General features: G+C 45.3%; 18 protein-coding genes and 1 other annotated feature. Of the genes, 5 read left to right on the top strand and 13 right to left on the bottom strand.

From position 1 onward, the window contains the following. Positions 1-20: 20 nt before the first annotated feature. Positions 21-1,301, bottom strand: a complete 1,281-nt coding sequence (aroA, locus tag JCM16456_RS06090) for a 3-phosphoshikimate 1-carboxyvinyltransferase (protein ID WP_068713343.1) — start codon at positions 1,299-1,301, stop codon at positions 21-23. Between the two features lie 126 nt (positions 1,302-1,427). Continuing rightward, positions 1,428-1,898 (bottom strand): outer membrane lipoprotein, encoded by a 471-nt coding sequence (locus JCM16456_RS06085; RefSeq protein ID WP_068713341.1) that lies wholly within the window; start codon positions 1,896-1,898, stop codon positions 1,428-1,430. Positions 1,899-1,931: 33 nt separating this feature from the next. Here JCM16456_RS06085 and aat point away from each other — a divergent pair, with 33 nt between their 5' ends. The 3 genes from aat to infA all read left to right on the top strand — a co-directional run bounded on the left by aat (position 1,932) and on the right by infA (position 3,670). Further along, positions 1,932-2,651: a leucyl/phenylalanyl-tRNA--protein transferase gene (gene aat, locus JCM16456_RS06080; protein ID WP_068713339.1), complete on the top strand. Its 720-nt coding sequence runs from the start codon at positions 1,932-1,934 to the stop codon at positions 2,649-2,651. 15 nt (positions 2,652-2,666) lie between these two features. Continuing rightward, the gene (locus tag JCM16456_RS06075; RefSeq protein WP_068713337.1) at positions 2,667-3,368 is read left to right on the top strand and encodes an arginyltransferase; all 702 of its coding nucleotides are present in this window, start codon (positions 2,667-2,669) and stop codon (positions 3,366-3,368) included. 83 nt (positions 3,369-3,451) lie between these two features. Further along, the gene (infA, locus tag JCM16456_RS06070) at positions 3,452-3,670 is read left to right on the top strand and encodes a translation initiation factor IF-1 (protein WP_005298441.1); all 219 of its coding nucleotides are present in this window, start codon (positions 3,452-3,454) and stop codon (positions 3,668-3,670) included. Between the two features lie 164 nt (positions 3,671-3,834). Here the strand turns inward: infA and clpA are convergent, their stop codons facing one another. Beyond that, entirely contained in the window at positions 3,835-6,105 is a 2,271-nt protein-coding gene (gene clpA, locus JCM16456_RS06065) for an ATP-dependent Clp protease ATP-binding subunit ClpA (protein WP_068713335.1), read from the bottom strand. A gap of 46 nt (positions 6,106-6,151) precedes the next feature. Further along, positions 6,152-6,472 (bottom strand): ATP-dependent Clp protease adapter ClpS, encoded by a 321-nt coding sequence (gene clpS, locus JCM16456_RS06060; protein WP_068713333.1) that lies wholly within the window; start codon positions 6,470-6,472, stop codon positions 6,152-6,154. A 494-nt stretch (positions 6,473-6,966) separates the two neighbouring features. Here clpS and cspD point away from each other — a divergent pair, with 494 nt between their 5' ends. Beyond that, on the top strand, positions 6,967-7,188 hold the full coding sequence (gene cspD / locus JCM16456_RS06055) for a cold shock domain-containing protein CspD (RefSeq protein ID WP_068713331.1): 222 nt from the start codon (positions 6,967-6,969) through the stop codon (positions 7,186-7,188). A 143-nt stretch (positions 7,189-7,331) separates the two neighbouring features. On the opposite strand, the gene JCM16456_RS06050 is transcribed toward cspD, so the two are convergent. After that, positions 7,332-9,560: an NADP-dependent isocitrate dehydrogenase gene (locus JCM16456_RS06050; protein ID WP_068713329.1), complete on the bottom strand. Its 2,229-nt coding sequence runs from the start codon at positions 9,558-9,560 to the stop codon at positions 7,332-7,334. Positions 9,561-10,060: 500 nt separating this feature from the next. On the opposite strand from JCM16456_RS06050, the gene JCM16456_RS06045 reads away from it, so the two are divergent. Continuing rightward, positions 10,061-10,759 (top strand): pseudouridine synthase, encoded by a 699-nt coding sequence (locus tag JCM16456_RS06045; protein WP_068713327.1) that lies wholly within the window; start codon positions 10,061-10,063, stop codon positions 10,757-10,759. Positions 10,760-10,824: 65 nt separating this feature from the next. On the opposite strand, the gene hisIE is transcribed toward JCM16456_RS06045, so the two are convergent. The 8 genes from hisIE to hisG are packed head-to-tail and all read right to left on the bottom strand — an operon-like array spanning position 10,825 to position 17,998. Beyond that, positions 10,825-11,463 carry a bifunctional phosphoribosyl-AMP cyclohydrolase/phosphoribosyl-ATP diphosphatase HisIE gene (gene hisIE / locus JCM16456_RS06040; protein ID WP_068713325.1) on the bottom strand — a complete coding sequence of 213 codons (639 nt, stop codon included), beginning with the start codon at positions 11,461-11,463 and terminating at the stop codon, positions 10,825-10,827. Continuing rightward, positions 11,460-12,233: an imidazole glycerol phosphate synthase subunit HisF gene (gene hisF / locus JCM16456_RS06035; RefSeq protein ID WP_068713323.1), complete on the bottom strand. Its 774-nt coding sequence runs from the start codon at positions 12,231-12,233 to the stop codon at positions 11,460-11,462. Before hisF ends, hisIE begins: the two co-directional genes overlap by 4 nt. Then, the gene (hisA, locus tag JCM16456_RS06030) at positions 12,215-12,952 is read right to left on the bottom strand and encodes a 1-(5-phosphoribosyl)-5-[(5-phosphoribosylamino)methylideneamino]imidazole-4-carboxamide isomerase (protein ID WP_068713321.1); all 738 of its coding nucleotides are present in this window, start codon (positions 12,950-12,952) and stop codon (positions 12,215-12,217) included. Before hisA ends, hisF begins: the two co-directional genes overlap by 19 nt. Positions 12,953-13,010: 58 nt before the next feature. Continuing rightward, positions 13,011-13,622 (bottom strand): imidazole glycerol phosphate synthase subunit HisH, encoded by a 612-nt coding sequence (gene hisH / locus JCM16456_RS06025; protein WP_068713319.1) that lies wholly within the window; start codon positions 13,620-13,622, stop codon positions 13,011-13,013. Further along, positions 13,622-14,695 (bottom strand): bifunctional histidinol-phosphatase/imidazoleglycerol-phosphate dehydratase HisB, encoded by a 1,074-nt coding sequence (gene hisB / locus JCM16456_RS06020; RefSeq protein ID WP_068713317.1) that lies wholly within the window; start codon positions 14,693-14,695, stop codon positions 13,622-13,624. The genes hisH and hisB overlap by 1 nt, the downstream gene beginning before the upstream one ends. Positions 14,696-14,736: 41 nt before the next feature. Then, entirely contained in the window at positions 14,737-15,798 is a 1,062-nt protein-coding gene (hisC, locus tag JCM16456_RS06015) for a histidinol-phosphate transaminase (protein WP_068713315.1), read from the bottom strand. A 2-nt stretch (positions 15,799-15,800) separates the two neighbouring features. Further along, a complete protein-coding gene (gene hisD / locus JCM16456_RS06010; protein ID WP_068713314.1) occupies positions 15,801-17,096 on the bottom strand; it encodes a histidinol dehydrogenase in 1,296 nt (431 codons plus the stop codon). Positions 17,097-17,101: 5 nt separating this feature from the next. Further along, positions 17,102-17,998, bottom strand: a complete 897-nt coding sequence (hisG, locus tag JCM16456_RS06005) for an ATP phosphoribosyltransferase (RefSeq protein ID WP_068713312.1) — start codon at positions 17,996-17,998, stop codon at positions 17,102-17,104. 51 nt (positions 17,999-18,049) lie between these two features. Further along, positions 18,050-18,186: a sequence feature (His leader region), on the bottom strand. Positions 18,187-18,340: the final 154 nt, after the last annotated feature.

The raw sequence follows: 18,340 nt of genomic DNA, 5'->3' as shown, positions 1-18,340 counted from the left end.
AGGCTTTTATTTCATGTGCTCTAATGAGCTAAATGTGCAAATTTCTCAAAATAATCTGGGAAGGTTTTCGATGTGCATTTAGGGTCGTTAATTGTGACACCCACGTCACTTAACGCCACGAGAGAGAAACACATCGCCATCCGGTGATCATCGTAAGTATCAATTGCCGCATGAACAAATTGCTGCGGTGGCGTAATGGTGATGAAATCTTCACCCTCTTCCACTACCGCTCCGACCTTACGTAATTCTGTTGCCATCGCCGCTAGGCGGTCCGTCTCTTTTACACGCCAATTGTACACATTACGAATCGCGGTAGTTCCGTTAGCAAATAACGCAGCCGTAGCAATGGTCATGGCAGCATCCGGGATATGATTAAAGTCCATGTCAATCGCATTCAGTTCACCATGGCGGGCAATCACATAATCATCCCCCCACTCGATGTCAGCGCCCATTTTTTCTAATGCATACGCAAACTGCACATCGCCCTGAATGCTGTTTTTACCGATGCCAGTCACCTTAACCGCGCCACCTTTCACAGCTGCAGCAGCTAAGAAGTAGGAAGCCGATGAAGCATCGCCTTCCACCAGAAAATCACCGGGTGCAACGTAGCTTTGGCCTGCTGGAATCACAAATTGTTGGTAATCGCGGTTTTCGACTGTCACACCAAACTGACTCATGATTTGCAAAGTAATATCAATATAGGGTTTGGAGACCAAATCCCCTTCAATATTGATAATCACTTCACCATCGGCCAGTGGCGCAGACATCAAAAACGCGGTTAAAAACTGGCTTGAAATCGAACCATCAATCGATACGGTACCGGCCTTTAAGCCAGTGCCTTTAATCGCAAGTGGCGGATAGTTTTCGTTCTCGAGATAAGCAATGCTCGCACCAGCTTCGCGTAGCGCATTGACCAAATGACCAATCGGGCGCTCTTTCATGCGCGGTTCACCGGTGAGTACGAAGTCTCCTTGGCCTAGGCATAAAGCCGCCGCCAACGGACGCATTGCCGTACCTGCGTTACCTAAAAACAGTTCTAGTGTTTCTGTCGAACTAAATGGACGACCAAGCCCTTCCACTTCACAACAGGTTTTATCGGCTGAAAGCTGGTAGGAAACGCCCAATTTTGAGAGTGCATTCAACATATGGCGAATGTCATCACTATCGAGCAGGTTGGTCAGTCGTGTGGTTCCTTTTGCTAAGGCAGCCAGCAATAGAACGCGGTTTGAAACACTTTTTGAACCAGGGAGATTCACTTCCCCCTCAATTTTTTGAACGGGTTGTAACGTAAGGCTTTCCATCTAAATTGTGTATCCTTGCGTCGCCTCTTTCGGTTGTCTCTTTGGTTGGGCGACGAAAATTCTTCGTAGTGGCAGACTAACGAAAAATTTCGCCCTGTGCCAGTGTAAAATCGGCTTATTTTTATCTCACATCTCTTTATCGACGCGTACACCATCATCAAAGTAAAGAATGCGGACTTTATCCTCTGAACCAAAGAGCATGTCAGGGTCAACATCTTGAATCACATCGATCAGTTTTCCGTCATCGGTCTTAATCAGCAGCTCCACAAGCTTGTATTCAACCCGATAAATGGGATCAACATTTTGCGATTGAGCATGCACAATTCCTGCCCCAGCAGCGGCACCAGCAACTGTCGCAACTTGTCTCCCATGCCCACCGCCAAATTGATGGCCAATTACACCGCCGACCACTGCTCCCAACAGTGTCTTCCAACCATCGTTGCCTTGCTGAGCTCGGCCAATATCATGTTGAGAAATGTATCTAACTGTTTCAACCGAACCAAATACGACCTGATTCACGGGTCTGGCCTGATTCCTTTGATAAGCTGCATTGGCAAACATCGGAAAAATCAATAAGATCCAAAACCACTTTTTCATCTTGTGTCTCCTTTAATAGACAATAGGTAGGCTATGACGATTTATCTGCCAGAATTGGCACCTGACAACTTTCACTTTCCTTCTCCCTATGAAGCCTTGGATGAACCCAATGGTCTCTTGGCCTTTGGGGGAGATTTGAATCCAAAAAGGATCGTAAAAGCCTATCAGTCAGGAATCTTTCCTTGGTATGGAACTGGGGAGCCGATCCTGTGGTGGAGCCCTTCGCCACGAGCAGTCTTCTATCCTAAGACATTTAAACCGAGTAAAAGTGTTAAAAAATTTCAAAGAAAGCAAAATTATAACATCAGTCTAAACATGGCTACCGCACAAGTGATTGATTTGTGTGCATCGACTCGTCCTCCTGAGCAAACTTGGTTACATGAGGAGATGCGCGAAGCCTATAAGTTGCTTGCTCAGCAAGGCATTTGTCATTCTGTAGAGGTATGGCAAAACCAAGAACTCATAGGAGGGCTATATGGCATCAATTTGGGGCGACTCTTTTGCGGTGAATCGATGTTTAGTCTCAAAAGCAATGCCTCAAAAATAGCGCTGTGGTATTTCTGTGAGCATTTTGCTCGCAACGGAGGGGAAATGATCGACTGCCAAGTTTTAAACCCTCACACCCAATCATTAGGAGCTCAAGAGCTACCAAGACAACAATTTATGGAAAGATTGCTATCCTTACAAAAGCAGGTCATCAGTGACCACTGTTTTCAGCGCCAATGGTTATCCATGCCAATCGACGTTCGCTAAGTTGAGGTTGAAACCATGAGTTCAGACATTCATCAGATACGGATCGGTTTAACAAACAATCATCCGTGCAGTTATCTGGCTGATAAGCTGGAGCGGGTCGCGGTGGCAATCGACCCACAAATGCAAGATGCAGGCAACTACGAGGTTCTGCTCGCTAATGGGTTTCGTCGTAGTGGTGATACCATCTATAAACCCCACTGTGACCAATGCCAAGCTTGCCAGGCATTACGTATTGCGGTTCCTGATAATCTCCCGAGCAAAAGTCAAAAGCGGTTGCTTAATAAAGCTCGGGGAGATTTTCACTGGGAGGTCAAACCCACAATGGACGAGGCTTGGTTTGACCTTTATGCCCGTTATATTAATGCACGACATCGCAATGGCACCATGTATCCACCAAAATGTGACGAGTTTAGTAAGTTTACTATGTGTGATTGGCTGGACACGCGCTACCTTCACGTTTATTATCAGCAACGTTTAGTCGCGATTGCCGTGACAGATATACTGCCCTCCAGCGCCAGTGCGTTTTACACGTTTTTCGACCCGGATATAGATCTGTCCCTTGGTACACTTTGCGTGTTGTATCAGATAGAACTGTGTAAAAAAGACTCAAAACAGTGGTTATATCTTGGTTATCAAATTGATGAATGCCCAGCTATGAGTTACAAAGTACGTTTTCAGGCGCATCAAAGGCTAGTAAATCAGCGTTGGCAAGGGTAAAATACGCGGCAACTTTACTTATTGAACTTTTAGGGGCACAATTCCCGCCGCTAAAATATCGCCAAATTTCTAAAGAGGATTAAATGGCTAAAGAAGACGTAATTGAGATGCAAGGTACTGTCCTTGATACTCTTCCTAATACTATGTTCCGTGTTGAGCTTGAAAACGGCCACGTGGTTACAGCTCATATCTCCGGCAAAATGCGTAAAAACTACATCCGTATTCTGACTGGCGACAAAGTAACTGTAGAGTTAACTCCATACGATCTAACCAAAGGACGCATCGTCTTCCGTGCTCGTTAATCTTTGATTGCGAACAGCTAAACGGGACATTGTCCCGTTTTTTATGCGTATAGATTTAAGCCCACGGTAATTATTCGTTCCGCAAACGCGTGTAATGAATAATGTGCTTACGGCAAAGAAAAAGCGTGCCTAAGCACGCTTTTTTGGTCTTCAGTGACACAACACTATTCGACTTGAGCTTCTTCTTTTGAGCCAAGGTATTCGAATTTTAGTTCATCACCATCCAATTCCACTTTCACTGTACCGCCATCGACTAGCGAGCCAAACAACAGTTCATTGGCCAGTGGTTTCTTGAGTTTATCTTGAATAACACGACCCATTGGGCGAGCGCCCATCTCTCTGTCGTACCCTCGAATAGCAAGCCAGTGTCTTGCATCTTCTGACACTTCCAAAGAAACGCCACGTACATCCAACTGAGCTTGCAGTTCAACGATGAATTTATCCACCACTTGAGCAATAACACGCTCATCCAAGCTATTAAACCAAATAATGTGGTCTAAGCGGTTTCTAAACTCTGGCGTAAAGACTTTCTTGATTTCTGACAGTGCATCATGGGAGTGGTCTTGTTGAATCAAACCAATCGATTTCTTCACTGTTTCTGCCACACCAGCATTGGTGGTCATTACCAAAATGACGTTGCGAAAATCGGCCTTACGTCCATTGTTATCGGTAAGCGTGCCGTTATCCATCACCTGCAGTAACAAGTTAAAGATATCTGGGTGAGCTTTTTCAATTTCATCCAGAAGCACCACAGAGTGCGGATTTTTAATGACCGCGTCCGTGAGCAAACCACCTTGGTCATAGCCTACGTAACCTGGAGGCGCACCAATCAAGCGGCTCACAGAGTGACGTTCGCCGTATTCAGACATATCAAAGCGCAGCAGTTCTATTCCGAGTAACTTGGCTAACTGCACTGTCACTTCTGTTTTACCTACCCCTGTTGGGCCTGCAAACAAGAACGAACCAACTGGTCGATTATCTGAACCTAATCCAGCACGAGTAAGCTTAATCGACTCACTCAACACCTCGATGGCATTGTCTTGTCCGAAAACCAACATTTTCATCTTACGATCAAGATTTTTCAGGATATCTTTATCAGAAGAAGAGACAGATTTTTCCGGAATACGAGCCATTTTTGCCACCATGGCTTCAATCTCTGACACGCCAACGGTTTTCTTACGTTTACTGACTGGCAGAAGACGAACACGAGCACCAGCTTCATCAATCACATCGATCGCTTTGTCAGGAAGGTGACGTTCGTTGATGTATTTTGCTGACAATTCTACTGCCGCACGCAATGCTTTGTTGGTGTAACGCACATCATGGTGAGCTTCGTATTTCGGTTTTAACCCCATCAAAATCTTAGTGGTGTCATCAAGTGATGGCTCCACAACATCGATTTTTTGGAAGCGACGAGCCAAAGCGCGCTCTTTTTCGAAAATATTGCTGTATTCCTGATAGGTAGTCGAACCAATACAACGTAATTTACCGCTGCTCAAAAGCGGTTTAATTAGGTTAGCTGCATCAACTTGGCCACCAGAAGCAGCCCCAGCACCGATGATGGTGTGAATTTCGTCGATAAAAAGAATCGCGTCTTTCTCTTTTTCTAGCTGCTTCAAGATGGATTTAAAGCGCTTTTCAAAGTCGCCACGATACTTAGTCCCGGCCAACAGTGAACCAATATCCAATGAATAAATCACACTGTCTTTGATCACTTCAGGGACCGAACCTTCAACGATACGCCAAGCTAAACCTTCAGCAATTGCCGTTTTACCTACCCCAGCCTCACCAACCAGTAGTGGGTTGTTTTTACGACGGCGACACAACACTTGAATGGTACGTTCTAATTCTTTGTCACGACCAATTAAGGGATCGATTTGACCCTGTTTTGCCAGTTGATTTAAGTTGGAGGCAAAACTTTCTAAACGCTCATCCGAGCCCATTTCTTCTGAGCTTTCAGTACCAAATGAGTCGGGCGCGGAATCATCACTTGAGCTCGATGCCTTAGTGATGCCATGAGAGATGTAATTGACGATATCAAGACGGCTAATGTCATTCTTTTTCAGAAGATAAGCAGCGTGAGACTCTTGTTCGCTAAATATGGCCACCAGTACGTTAGCACCGGTGACTTCACTGCGACCTGAAGATTGAACATGGAACACGGCGCGCTGTAACACACGTTGAAAACTCAAGGTTGGCTGAGTTTCACGGGTTTCATCGTTATCTGGGATTAACGGAGTGGTTTGATCTATGAATGTGTCAAGCTCACGACGGAGTGTATCAATATCTGCCTGACACGCGACTAATGCTTCCTTAGCAGCATCGTTTTCCAACAACGCTAAAAGGAGGTGCTCCACGGTCATAAACTCATGTCTTTTATCTCGAGCTCGAGCGAACGCTCCATTTAAACTCGATTCTAGTTCTTTGTTAAGCATAAGGCCTCCTTAAGAAACAACCACGGTTTTCGCATGTGTTATCGTGTTACGCCTGCTCCATGGTGCAGAGCAGCGGGTGCTCATTTTCCTTTGAGTACATCGTAACTTGTACTACTTTCGTTTCTGCAACCTCTGCAGTAAACGTGCCACATATCGCTTTACCTTCATAATGAACCCTGAGCATGATTTGCGTTGCCTGTTCTATATTCATAGAAAAAAAGCGCTCAAGGATTTCGACAACAAAGTCCATAGGAGTGTAATCATCGTTGTTTAACACAACGTTATACATTGCCGGTGGCTTAACTGCCGTTTTCTCTTCCTCCAGTAGATCTGAGCCTGGAGTAACCCATTCAAAATTCTTGCCCATGACGTAATTATTTAAGAGTGTTTCTCAGTCGTTATTGTGCTTGGTGAAAATCAACAGTGCAATGATCATATTGATTCATACGTAAGCTGCTGTGAGTTCAGGTGAAAAACTTCCCTTACTAAAGAGACTAATCCACCAATCCCACTGCTGCAAATAAAAGATTGCGATTCCGATCACTGACCTGCTTGACCGCACAAAATCTCATCACAAATATACAAACAATTTCACACATTGTGTCGCTAAATGCGAATCAAAAAAGTTAAAAAAGAGTAAGTTGCGTTAGCAAATTGCAAAACCTAAAAGTGATTTGCCTATAAAACATTCAATTTTTATGCACTTTTCCTATTGACTGTGTTCAATCATTAGCTAAATTGGTCAATTAGTGAGTAATTATTTGGTAGTAGATCGACTCTCACTAACAGTGATAGTTAGACAATATGGTCTAACCGTTCTGTAAATCACATCAGTAACACAATGCATGAGGGATGTATAGCATGGCTACAGGTACAGTGAAATGGTTCAATAATGCAAAAGGATTTGGGTTTATTTGTCCAGAAGGTGAAGATGGCGACATCTTTGCTCACTATTCAACCATTCAAATGGATGGCTACCGCACACTGAAAGCGGGACAGCAAGTGTCTTATGAAGTGGAACAGGGCCCAAAAGGCTATCACGCGAGCAGCGTCGTTCCCATTGAAGGCGAACTTGTTAAGTAATAGCCAAGCCGCAAAGCAAAACGTACCAGCAGACTACGTTAACTTAGCAAAGTGCTAACTTTGAATATCTGCAATTTGCGTATAAACATTTGCACATAAAAAACCCGCCGCAGCGGGTTTTATTGTTTCTAGGCTTCATAACTTTAGAATGCATTGATAATGCCATTAAGAATGGCACTTGGACGCATTAGCGTTGAAGCTTTATCAAACTCAGGTAAGTAATAACCTCCAATATCGCCAGGGTTACCTTGCGCTCCATTCAGTTCTGCCACAATCGCCGTTTCATTATCGGCAAGTTGCTGTGCAACTGGCTTGAATTGCGCCGCTAGCGCTTTGTCAGCAGTTTGCTCTGCTAAAGCTTGCGCCCAGTACATGGCTAAATAGAAATGGCTGCCACGGTTATCTAGTTCGCCCACTTTACGTGACGGAGATTTATTGTTATCCAAAAATTCCCCTGTCGCTTTGTCTAATGCATCGGCTAGTACTTGAGCTTGTTTATTACCAGACACTTGGCTTAGGTGTTCAAGTGAGGCCGCGAGCGCTAAGAACTCACCTAACGAATCCCAACGTAAATGGTTCTCTTTTTGCACTTGTTGCACGTGTTTTGGCGCTGAACCACCCGCCCCCGTTTCAAACAAGCCACCGCCATTCATTAATGGCACAATAGAGAGCATTTTTGCCGACGTGCCCAGTTCCAAAATGGGGAACAAGTCAGTGAGATAGTCACGCAGTACGTTACCCGTGACAGAAATCGTATCTTTGCCCGCTTTGATGCGTTCTAACGAATAGAGCGTAGCATCCACTGGCGACAGAATTTTGATTTCGAGCCCTGCTGTATCGTGTTCAGGCAAATATTGATTAACTTTCTTAATCAGCTCAGCATCATGTGCACGTTGAGCATCTAACCAAAAGACAGCTGGCGTATTGGTCGCACGAGCACGCGCTACAGCCAATTTCACCCAATCTTGGATAGGCGCGTCTTTCACCTGACACATACGGAAGATATCGCCTTCTTCGACCGCTTGGCTCAGAAGCACTTTACCTGCGCTATCAACAACGTTAACTGTACCAGTAGCATCAATAATAAAGGTTTTATCGTGAGAGCCGTACTCTTCGGCTTTTTGCGCCATCAAACCCACGTTTGGTACGCTACCCATGGTGGTTGGGTCAAACGCGCCATGCTCTTTACAGAACTCAATGACTGCTTGATACACACCTGAGTAACAACGATCAGGGATTACTGCTTTGGTGTCTTTCTGTTTGCCATCAGGTCCCCACATTTGACCAGAAGAACGGATCATAGCTGGCATAGAGGCGTCAACAATCACATCGCTTGGTACATGTAAGTTAGTGATGCCGCGGTCAGAATCCACCATCGCCAGTGCTGGTTGCGTTTGATAAACCGCTGCAATATCCGCTTCAATTTCTTGGCGCTGAGCTTCAGGTAATGTCTGAATCTTAGCGTAGACATCACCTAACCCATTATTCACATCAACACCCAGTTGAGCGAATAACTGCTCATGTTTTTCAAATACTGTTTTGTAATATGCTTTTACTGCATAACCGAAAATCACTGGATCAGAGACTTTCATCATGGTGGCTTTTAGATGCAGCGAAAGTAACACATCTTGCCGTTTTGCTTCAGCAATTTGCTCTTCATAGAATGCAATTAGCGCTTTTTTACTTAACACTGAAGCATCGATTATCTCTTCGGCTTTAAGCGCAAAAGGTTTCTTCAGTACTTTTTTACTGCCATCTTGACCAACAAACTCAATACTCACTTCCGTTGGTTGAGCAACGGTTACCGACTTTTCACTACCAAAGAAATCGTGATCCGTCATGCTAGAAACATGTGATTTTGACTCTTTACTCCAAGCTCCCATTGAATGAGGGTTTTTCTTCGCGTAGTTTTTTACCGAAGCAGGCGCTCGACGGTCTGAGTTACCTTCGCGCAATACTGGGTTAACCGCACTACCTTTGATTTTATCGTAAGTCGCTTTGATTGCTTCTTCATCATAAGTATTTGCTTCTTCCGGGTAATCCGGTAGCGCATAACCTTTACTTTGCAGTTCTTTAATGGCTGCTTTCAACTGTGGCACGGACGCAGAAATATTAGGCAGCTTGATGATATTAGCCTCTGGTGTTTGAGCTAACTCACCTAACTCGGACAAAGCATCACCAATGCGCTGATTTTCTTTTAGATGCTCTGGGAAATTGGCCAGAATGCGTCCAGCTAAAGAGATATCACGCGTCTCTACTTCGATACCAGAAGAGGCAGTAAATGATTGAATAATTGGCAATAAAGAATATGTCGCAAGTGCCGGTGCTTCATCAGTGATCGTATAAATGATCGTTGGTTTTTGTGTAGGCATGAACTTTCCCTATATGTTCTTAAAACACGATAAAGCCTCTATCGTGTGTGGCTTTCCCACTCAAAGATGATATTGCTTCATCTCACCTAATATTGACCGCACAGTGTGTAGCTGTAACGTGAGGGCTTAATGAATACCTACCTTTCGAGTAGGGGTAGCTCACTCTTCATGATTGTAGTGTAGAACAACATTGCTGCTGTCATTGTCCTATGGAACATGGTTTTGTCTCGCCAACTAACTTAGACTCATGTCTTGACAGTGAATACATCCATCGCGAGACCAAACGGATGAAATACATGATATGATTTGACAAAACCGCGATAAGTAAGCCGCTTGCCTAGAGCGCGTCTACTGCACCGCATTACATTGATAACTAAATCCGACGCTCGAGTCCAATACCTTTCGCGTCCAACCTGTTTTTGTTTTCGAAATCATAACGTAAAGTTCTCTTTCAAAAAACGATTGCAGCGATATTTTTACATTTTTGCAAGGTAGTTAACATGTCATCTCGCCCGCAAGAGAAACGTCATCCCAATTCAAAAAAAGGAGGGCAAAGTTCAGCAAAGAAGCGCTCTCCTCGTCCTAGCATGGCAAAAACCACAAGCCATAAAGGACGACATGGCAAAAATGCTGCACGCCCTAAAGTTGCTCTAAAAGATCAAAAGGTGGTGGTTTTTAACAAACCCTTTGATGTGTTGAGCCAATTCACTGACGGCGATGGTCGCCAAACATTGGCCGATTTTATTCCACTTAAAGAGGTGTACGCAGCAGGTCGGTTAGACAGGGATAGCGAAGGTTTGATGGTGCTTACCAATGATGGCATTTTACAAGCTCGCCTCACTCAGCCTCAATCAAAGTCTCCAAAAACATATTGGGTTCAAGTCGAAGGTTCGCCAACTGAAGACGATTTGCAACCGCTACGCAACGGAGTGGCATTAAAAGACGGTATGACATTACCAGCACAGGTTGTCGTAATGGCAGAACCTGAAGGGCTGTGGGAGCGCAATCCCCCGGTGCGTTTTAGAGCAACCATTCCAACCACTTGGCTGGCAATCACAATTATTGAAGGACGTAATCGCCAAGTGCGCCGCATGACAGCTCACATTGGTTTTCCAACCCTGCGTCTGATTCGCTATTCAATGGGCGATATCACCTTAGGTGATTTACAGCCTGGCGAGTGGAAACAAATTCGCCCCTAATGGGGAATAACTCAAACGGGGCGAATCGATTAACAAAGCACTATTGTGTGCTGACTATGGAGCGCTTACTTATTGTGACGCTCTTTAAGTTTGTCGATTACGTGCGACAAAGACAGTTCTTGATCGTTAAGCAGTACGAGAAGGTGGTAAATCAAATCCGCCGATTCACAAATAAGCTCATCTTTGTCACCCGCTGTCGCCGCTAATGCCACTTCAACTCCTTCCTCGCCCACTTTCTGAGAAATGCGCTTCGTGCCGCGTGCATACAAGCTAGCGGTATAGGAGGTTTCTGGCGACGCTGACTTTCGTTCGCCCAACAAGGTTTCCAATTGGTGTAACCACACCATTTGTGACTCTTCTTGGCTATCGGCATCAAAGCAAGTCGTTGTACCCGTGTGGCACGTTGGGCCGATCGGTTTGACTTTAACCAGCAAAGTATCTTGGTCACAATCTAACGCGATGTTTTTAAGTTGCAGCACATTGCCAGAGGTTTCCCCTTTGGTCCAAAGGCGCTGTTTAGTGCGAGAGAAGAAGGTCACTTGCTCTGTTTCGAGCGTTTTCTCTAATGCCTCAATGTTCATGTATCCCATCATCAAGACTTGGCTTGAGGTGAAATCTTGGATAATCGCAGGCACAAGTCCGTCGACTTTTTCCCAGTCAATTCGCTCGATTAACGTACCCTGTTGTGCTTGATCTTGACTCATAGTCGTACCTCGATCCCTTCTTGTTTTAAATAGCGTTTTAACTCGCCAATATTGATGATTTGTTTGTGGAATACAGATGCAGCTAATGCACCATCCACATTGGCCTTTTGATAGGCTTCTAAAAAGTGCACCATTTCACCTGCACCACCGGACGCAATCAGTGGCACATTGCACACAGCACGCACTTTATTGAGCTGGTCCAAATCGTAACCGTTTCTCACGCCATCTTGGTTCATCATGTTAAGCACGATTTCACCCGCGCCACGACGTTGTACCTCTTGAACCCAATCGCAAGTTTCCCAGCGCGTTGCTTTGGTGCGCTCTTCATCGCCAGTAAATTGGTATACCTGATATTTACCCGTTTCTTTATCGAAATAGGAGTCGATACCCACCACAATACACTGCACTCCGAAACGATCGGAAAGCTCAGTGATCAAATCAGGATTAGCGAGCGCTGGAGAGTTGATAGAGACTTTATCCGCCCCAAACTCCAATATACGCGCGCAGTCTTCGGCGCTGCGAATACCACCCGCAACACAAAATGGAATATCAATCACTTCCGCTACGCGTTGTACCCAGCTTTTATCGACCACACGACCATCACTTGATGCGGTGATATCGTAGAACACCAACTCATCAGCGCCTTCTTCTGCGTAGCGTTTTGCAAGCGGTACAATGTCACCGATGATTTCGTGGTTACGAAATTGAACGCCTTTGACCACTTGGCCATCACGAACGTCCAAGCATGGAATTATGCGTTTTGCCAACATGCGAATGCCTCCTCTGCCGTGAATTTACCATCCAGTAGCGCACGGCCAACAATCACGCCTGCCACACCGGTATCTTTAAGCGCAGCAATGTCCGCTAAACTGCCAATGCCACCAGACGATTGAAATTGCACCTCGGGATACGCTTTGCATAAATCAACATAAAGCTCAACGTTAGAACCCGCTAATGTGCCATCACGAGAAATATCGGTACACAGAACATGTTGCAAACCGACGGTTTGATAATCTTCAATCAGCTCTTCGATAGTGACGCCCGAATCTTCTTGCCAACCGGAAATCGCAACGCGGCGCACGCCTTGGCTATCGATATTGATATCGAGTGCGAGCACAATGTGCTCAGCGCCATATTTTTCCATCCAACCTTTGACCAACGTAGGGTTTTTAACCGCAGTTGACCCGACAACAACGCGCTGTGCGCCAGCGTCAAGTAAACCTTTTACATCGTCTTCAGTGCGCACACCGCCACCAATTTGGACATTCGCTGGGGTACTGGCAATTAACTTGGCAATTAAGTCGAGCTGACGCGCTTGAGTATTTTTCGCGCCAGTTAAATCTACTAAGTGCAACCAATTGGCACCGGCTTGGTGATACACGGCAAACTGCTCTACCGGGTCCACTTTATATTCAGTAACTTGACCATAATCGCCTTGGTAGAGACGCACTACCTGGCCTTCAATCAAATCTAATGCAGGAATTATCATCTCGTCTTCCTTGTATTGGCAAAGTGTCACTCTGCCAATCGCTGTTTAATAGTCCGTGTTATAGGTTAAGAAAGTTAGCAATTAACTTAGCGCCGGCTTTGGAAGAGCGCTCTGGGTGAAACTGCACCCCGTAATAATTGCCACTTTGAATGGCGGCACTAAACGGCTGACCATAGTCACATTGCGCAATAGTGTAGTCACCGACTGGCATGGCAAAGCTGTGTACAAAATAGAAATACTCGCTTGCTTCAATGCCTGTAAACAGTGGGTGACCAGCTTGCGCCGTCACATTGTTCCACCCCATATGCGGTAGCGGTAGGCCTGCGGTATCCATCTGTTTAACTTCACCAGCGCAAAGCCCTAAACAGTCCACTTTTTCACTGGCATCACTGCGCTTTTCTTCTGAACGCAAACCTAAAAGCTGCATACCAAGGCAGATACCCAGTAAGGGTTTTTCCACTTTTTTAACCAGCTCGACTAGCCCACGCTCTTTCAAGTTGTGCATCGCTTCAGTAGCCGTACCCACGCCAGGGAGAAACACTTTGTCGGCCGCCAAAACCACTTGGGGATCTTTGGAGATCACAGCGGGGAAACCTAAGCGCTCAATGGCAAATTTCAATGAAGAAATATTGGCACAGCCAGTATCGATGATGACCACGTTTTGCGTCATTACAACACTCCTTTGCTACTTGGTAGCTCGTTTCCTTCAACACGAATTGCCTGACGCAATGTTCGACCAAAGGCTTTAAACAAACTTTCAATAATGTGGTGATCATTTTGTCCGGTTGACGATAGGTGCAAAGTGCACGCTAGGGTGTCCGTCAACGAACGGAAGAAGTGGTACACCATTTCAGTCGACAGATCGCCTACTTGTTCACGGCTAAACTTCGCATCGAATTTCAAATAAGGGCGCCCCGAAAGGTCTAATGCACATTGCGCTAAACACTCATCCATTGGCAGGGAAAAACCAAATCGGCCAATTCCGCGTTTATCACCAAGTGCTTCTTTCAAAGCCTGACCTAAAGCTAGAGCGGTATCTTCCACCGAGTGGTGATCATCAATGTGTAGGTCGCCTTTAACTTCACATACCATACGGAAACCACCGTGGGTGGCAATTTGGTCCAGCATATGATCAAAGAAACCAAGACCGGTACTAATTTGGTTACCACCGGTTTCATCCAAATTCACCGCTACTTTAATATCGGTTTCTTTGGTTTTACGAATCACTTCCGCCACCCGTGGCTTAGTGGTCAACCGTTTCACAATTTCGGGCCAGTTCAGTGTCTCAGGATTATATTGGAAACCTTGCAATGCCATGTTGGCCGCAAGCTGCATGTCTGTTTCACGATCGCCAATCACGGCTGATTGGGTAAAATCAATACGACCACTTTGTAAGTAGTCTTTCACCAAGCCCAATTTCGGTTTACGACATGAACAGTTATCTTCATTAAAGTGCGGGCAAATCAACACATCATCGAATTTCACGCCTTGTGAAGTGAAGATCTCCATCATCATATTGTGGGGGGCATCGAAGTCCTCTTGCGGATAGCTATCAGTGCCTAAACCATCTTGGTTGGTCACCATTACTAAGCGAAAACCAGCATCTTGTAACTTGAGCAAACTTGGAATCACTAACGGTTCCAATTTAAGCTTATCAAGACGGTCGACTTGAAAATCAATTGGCGGCTCAACAATCAGAGTGCCATCGCGGTCTATAAAGAGAATTTTTTGTTGTTGACTCACAGAAAGTTCCTTTTTCGGAGAAGGCTTAGCCTCCCCTCGCCTCAGTTATTGTTAGCAGTTACAGATTGATAATAGCTGCGGATAAATGCCAATGTTTTTTCACAGTCAGCACGACTTCCAGCACTAATACGCACGCAGTTAGCAATCGGTGAATTGCGCAAAATAATGCCCGCATCCCAAGCCGCTTTAAACAGTGCATCGCCGTCAGGAAACTCGATCAATATATAGTTACCCCAACCATCAAAGACGGTCACACCTGGAATAACACTCAAACCCGCTTGTAAATAAGCACGGTTTGCAATGATATCGAGTACTTGGAATTTGGTGCGCGCTAGCCCTGCTGGCGACAGCGCTTGTACTGCAATTTCCGCGACCGGAATTGGCACTGGATATGGGGCAATCACTTTAAGTAGAACTTGAATAAGCTCTTCGTTTGCGAGAGTAAAGCCACAACGTAACCCTGCCAAACCAAAAGCTTTCGATAACGTACGTAGCACAGCAAGGTGTTCATATTCTGCTAACAGATCGATGGTTGATGCTTCTGGGCAAAAGTCGATATAGGCTTCGTCCATCACCACGATCGCACGGTCTTTGGTCATCTCTAGCAGGGTGACAATGTCATCACGGTTGACCAAGTTACCGGTTGGGTTATTAGGGCTACAAACAAAGACGATTTTTACATTATCGAGCTGACGTTCGATTTCTGGTAAATTCAGTTGCCATTCTGCCGTTAGTGGGACTTTTTTGCTCTCGACACCAAAGGTTTCGGCACTGATTGCATACATACCGTAGGTTGGTGGGCAGTACAAAATAGCATCCTCTCCCACTTCACAAAAAGCACGAATCAGCAGTTCAATTCCTTCATCTGAACCACGCGATGTTAATACTTGTTCAGGGTTAACACCGGCATAGGCAGCATAAGCATCAATCAGCTCTTTGGGTTGGCAATCACTGTAACGATTCAATGAATTAAGATTGAGTGTGTATTCGTTGGCAAATGGAGATTCGTTTGCATTTAGCCACACATCACCACAACCACCGATTCGGCGAGCAGACAAATATGGCGTTAGCGCTTGAACTTGTTTACGAGCTAATTTTTCCATGATCATTTCGCCTTAGTCAGTTTTTCTACACGGATAGTGACCGCACGGCGGTGTGCGTCTAACCCTTCCGCATTGGCCATAGCCACGACAGTTGGAGCCAGACTTTGTAAGCCATCAGCCGACAACTCTTGTACTGTCATGCGTTTGCTAAAGTCGGCAAGCCCTAGGCTCGAGTAGGTACGCGTGTAACCATAGGTAGGTAAAACGTGGTTAGTCCCTGACGCATAATCACCCACAGACTCAGGCGACCAATCCCCAAGGAAAATCGAACCAGCATTATCAAAAAGTGGCACTAATTCACGAGGATTTTTAGTTTGTACGATAAGGTGTTCTGGCCCATAGAAGTTAGAAATAGAAACGGCTTGAGTCAGAGATTCCGCAATAATAATCAAACTCGATGCTAACGCCTTTTGCGCGATAGACGCACGGCTTAGCTCTTTAAGCTGTTTTTGTACCGCATCAGTCACTTGATCCGCAACAACAGGTGACGGTGTAACAAGAACCACTTGTGAATCAGGACCATGTTCCGCTTGGCTAAGTAAATCGGCAGCAATGAAATCAGCATCTGCACACTCATCGGCAATGACAAGTACTTCCGAGGGCCCAGCTGGCATATCAATCGCTGCGCCACGAAAATCGTTACTGACTTGGCGCTTTGCTTCCGTGACATAAGCGTTACCTGGGCCAAAGATTTTATCCACTTTTGTAACCGATTCTGTGCCATACGCCATCGCGGCAATCGCTTGACCACCACCAAGGTTATACACCTCATCGATTTGGCACAGTTTAGCGACATACAAAATCTCATCGGCAATCGGTGGTGGTGAACAGAGAATCACTTTACGACAACCAGCAATTTGCGCAGGAACACCAAGCATCAATACCGTTGATGGCAATGGCGCGCTGCCGCCTGGGATATACAAACCCACTTTATTGATTGGGCGTGTGACTTGTTCACACATCACCCCCGGCATGGTTTCCACTTTCACTGCCTGCGGACGTTGTGCTTTGTGGAACTTACTGATATTGGTATAAGCCGTTTCTAACGCTTGTTTCATTTCGTCAGTAAGACGAGCCGATGCGGCTTCAATTTCTTGTTGTGATACACGTAAAGAGTTGGGCTTTACGCGATCAAATTTTTCCGTCAATGCCCAGAGCGCAGCGTCGCCGTCACGACGAACCTGACCAATGACATCTGCGACAGCTGCCGTAATGTTTGCGCCCTCTGTAATCGCTGGACGTTCTAAAATGCTTTCTTGTTGTTCTTCACTTAAGGATTGCCAAACTACTGTTCGCATCGTCGTTACTCCATCATTTTTTCAATAGGAAGAACCAAAATAGAGCTGGCACCGAGTTCTTTAAGACCTTCCATAGTTTCCCAGAATAAGTTCTCAGCACTAACAAGGTGTACTGCAACACGAGTTTTATCAGCAGAAAGAGGCAATACAGTTGGGTCTTCCGCACCAGGCAGTAAGGCTGTAATTTGAGGGAGTTTTTCAACAGGAGCGTGCAGCATGATGTATTTAGATTCTTTAGCTTGCTGCACCCCCTGCATACGAGTCAGAAGCTTATCGATAAGTTCAGCTTTATCTGGAGCAAATTCACCAGCACGTTGAATCAATGTCGCTTTCGATTCGAAAATCACTTCGACTTCTTTGAGTCCATTCGCTTCAAGGGTTGCACCTGTTGATACAAGGTCGGCAATAGCATCGGCCAGACCAGAGCGTGGTGCAACTTCAACCGAACCGGTCAACATACAAGTACTGAAGTTAATCCCTTGTTTGTCCATGTAGGCTTTAAGCAGCTGCGGATAACTGGTTGCGATACGCTTGCCTTTAAGGTCTTGCGGACCGTTGTAAACTTCATCAGAGTCGATAGCGATGGAGAGGCGACAACCACCAAAATCCATACGACGTAATGTTACAAATTCGTTGGGTTCATTGAGAGCTTGGCGGTCGAGTCGAACTTCTTCTAATTCATTTTCACCGATAAACCCTAAATCGACGACCCCATCCATGATCAAGCCAGGGATATCATCATCACGAACCAATAGAAGGTCGATTGGCATATTTACCGAGTGAACCACAAGACGCTCACCCATAATATTAAAACGAACGCCACATTGTTTTAGTAGTGCTTGGCACTCTTTTGCTAAGCGACCTTTCTTTTGAATTGCGATACGAAGACGTTGTGATTGCATTACATTATTCCTTTGCAATATATTGAATTTCAAACATTTCTTGTCAAGCCAAATAAAAAACCCTCGGGGTTTATGGCTCCCGAGGGTTTGAAATCTTGCAATACTTTGATTTGACCACCGGGAGCTTCCTGCCTCCCGGGTATGCGTTCATCTCCCGAAAGACTGGTTAGGGATGATGATGATGATGAATGTTCATTTCACAAATTCGCATACTTATGATCTACTATTTCGTTGGACTAAAACCACACTAACTAAGGTCGGTCCATTTTTCAAGCACAAAATGTCATTTTCTGCACATTTTTTACCAACATAAAAAAAGGAGGCTTTCGCCTCCATTTTTTA

Origin of the sequence: Vibrio tritonius, from assembly GCF_001547935.1 — a bacterium.
In the GTDB taxonomy this organism is placed as follows: domain Bacteria; phylum Pseudomonadota; class Gammaproteobacteria; order Enterobacterales; family Vibrionaceae; genus Vibrio; species Vibrio tritonius.
Note: the sequence above shows the minus strand (reverse complement) of the source record. Positions and strands in the feature narration are given on the sequence as shown.

Coding starts and splice junctions, on each gene's coding strand:
- aroA (WP_068713343.1), bottom strand. CDS start 1,301: ATGGAAAGCCTTACGTTACAACCCGTTCAAAAAATTGAGGGGGAAGTG.
- JCM16456_RS06085 (WP_068713341.1), bottom strand. CDS start 1,898: ATGAAAAAGTGGTTTTGGATCTTATTGATTTTTCCGATGTTTGCCAAT.
- aat (WP_068713339.1), top strand. CDS start 1,932: ATGACGATTTATCTGCCAGAATTGGCACCTGACAACTTTCACTTTCCT.
- JCM16456_RS06075 (WP_068713337.1), top strand. CDS start 2,667: ATGAGTTCAGACATTCATCAGATACGGATCGGTTTAACAAACAATCAT.
- infA (WP_005298441.1), top strand. CDS start 3,452: ATGGCTAAAGAAGACGTAATTGAGATGCAAGGTACTGTCCTTGATACT.
- clpA (WP_068713335.1), bottom strand. CDS start 6,105: ATGCTTAACAAAGAACTAGAATCGAGTTTAAATGGAGCGTTCGCTCGA.
- clpS (WP_068713333.1), bottom strand. CDS start 6,472: ATGGGCAAGAATTTTGAATGGGTTACTCCAGGCTCAGATCTACTGGAG.
- cspD (WP_068713331.1), top strand. CDS start 6,967: ATGGCTACAGGTACAGTGAAATGGTTCAATAATGCAAAAGGATTTGGG.
- JCM16456_RS06050 (WP_068713329.1), bottom strand. CDS start 9,560: ATGCCTACACAAAAACCAACGATCATTTATACGATCACTGATGAAGCA.
- JCM16456_RS06045 (WP_068713327.1), top strand. CDS start 10,061: ATGTCATCTCGCCCGCAAGAGAAACGTCATCCCAATTCAAAAAAAGGA.
- hisIE (WP_068713325.1), bottom strand. CDS start 11,463: ATGAGTCAAGATCAAGCACAACAGGGTACGTTAATCGAGCGAATTGAC.
- hisF (WP_068713323.1), bottom strand. CDS start 12,233: ATGTTGGCAAAACGCATAATTCCATGCTTGGACGTTCGTGATGGCCAA.
- hisA (WP_068713321.1), bottom strand. CDS start 12,952: ATGATAATTCCTGCATTAGATTTGATTGAAGGCCAGGTAGTGCGTCTC.
- hisH (WP_068713319.1), bottom strand. CDS start 13,622: ATGACGCAAAACGTGGTCATCATCGATACTGGCTGTGCCAATATTTCT.
- hisC (WP_068713315.1), bottom strand. CDS start 15,798: ATGGAAAAATTAGCTCGTAAACAAGTTCAAGCGCTAACGCCATATTTG.
- hisD (WP_068713314.1), bottom strand. CDS start 17,096: ATGCGAACAGTAGTTTGGCAATCCTTAAGTGAAGAACAACAAGAAAGC.
- hisG (WP_068713312.1), bottom strand. CDS start 17,998: ATGCAATCACAACGTCTTCGTATCGCAATTCAAAAGAAAGGTCGCTTA.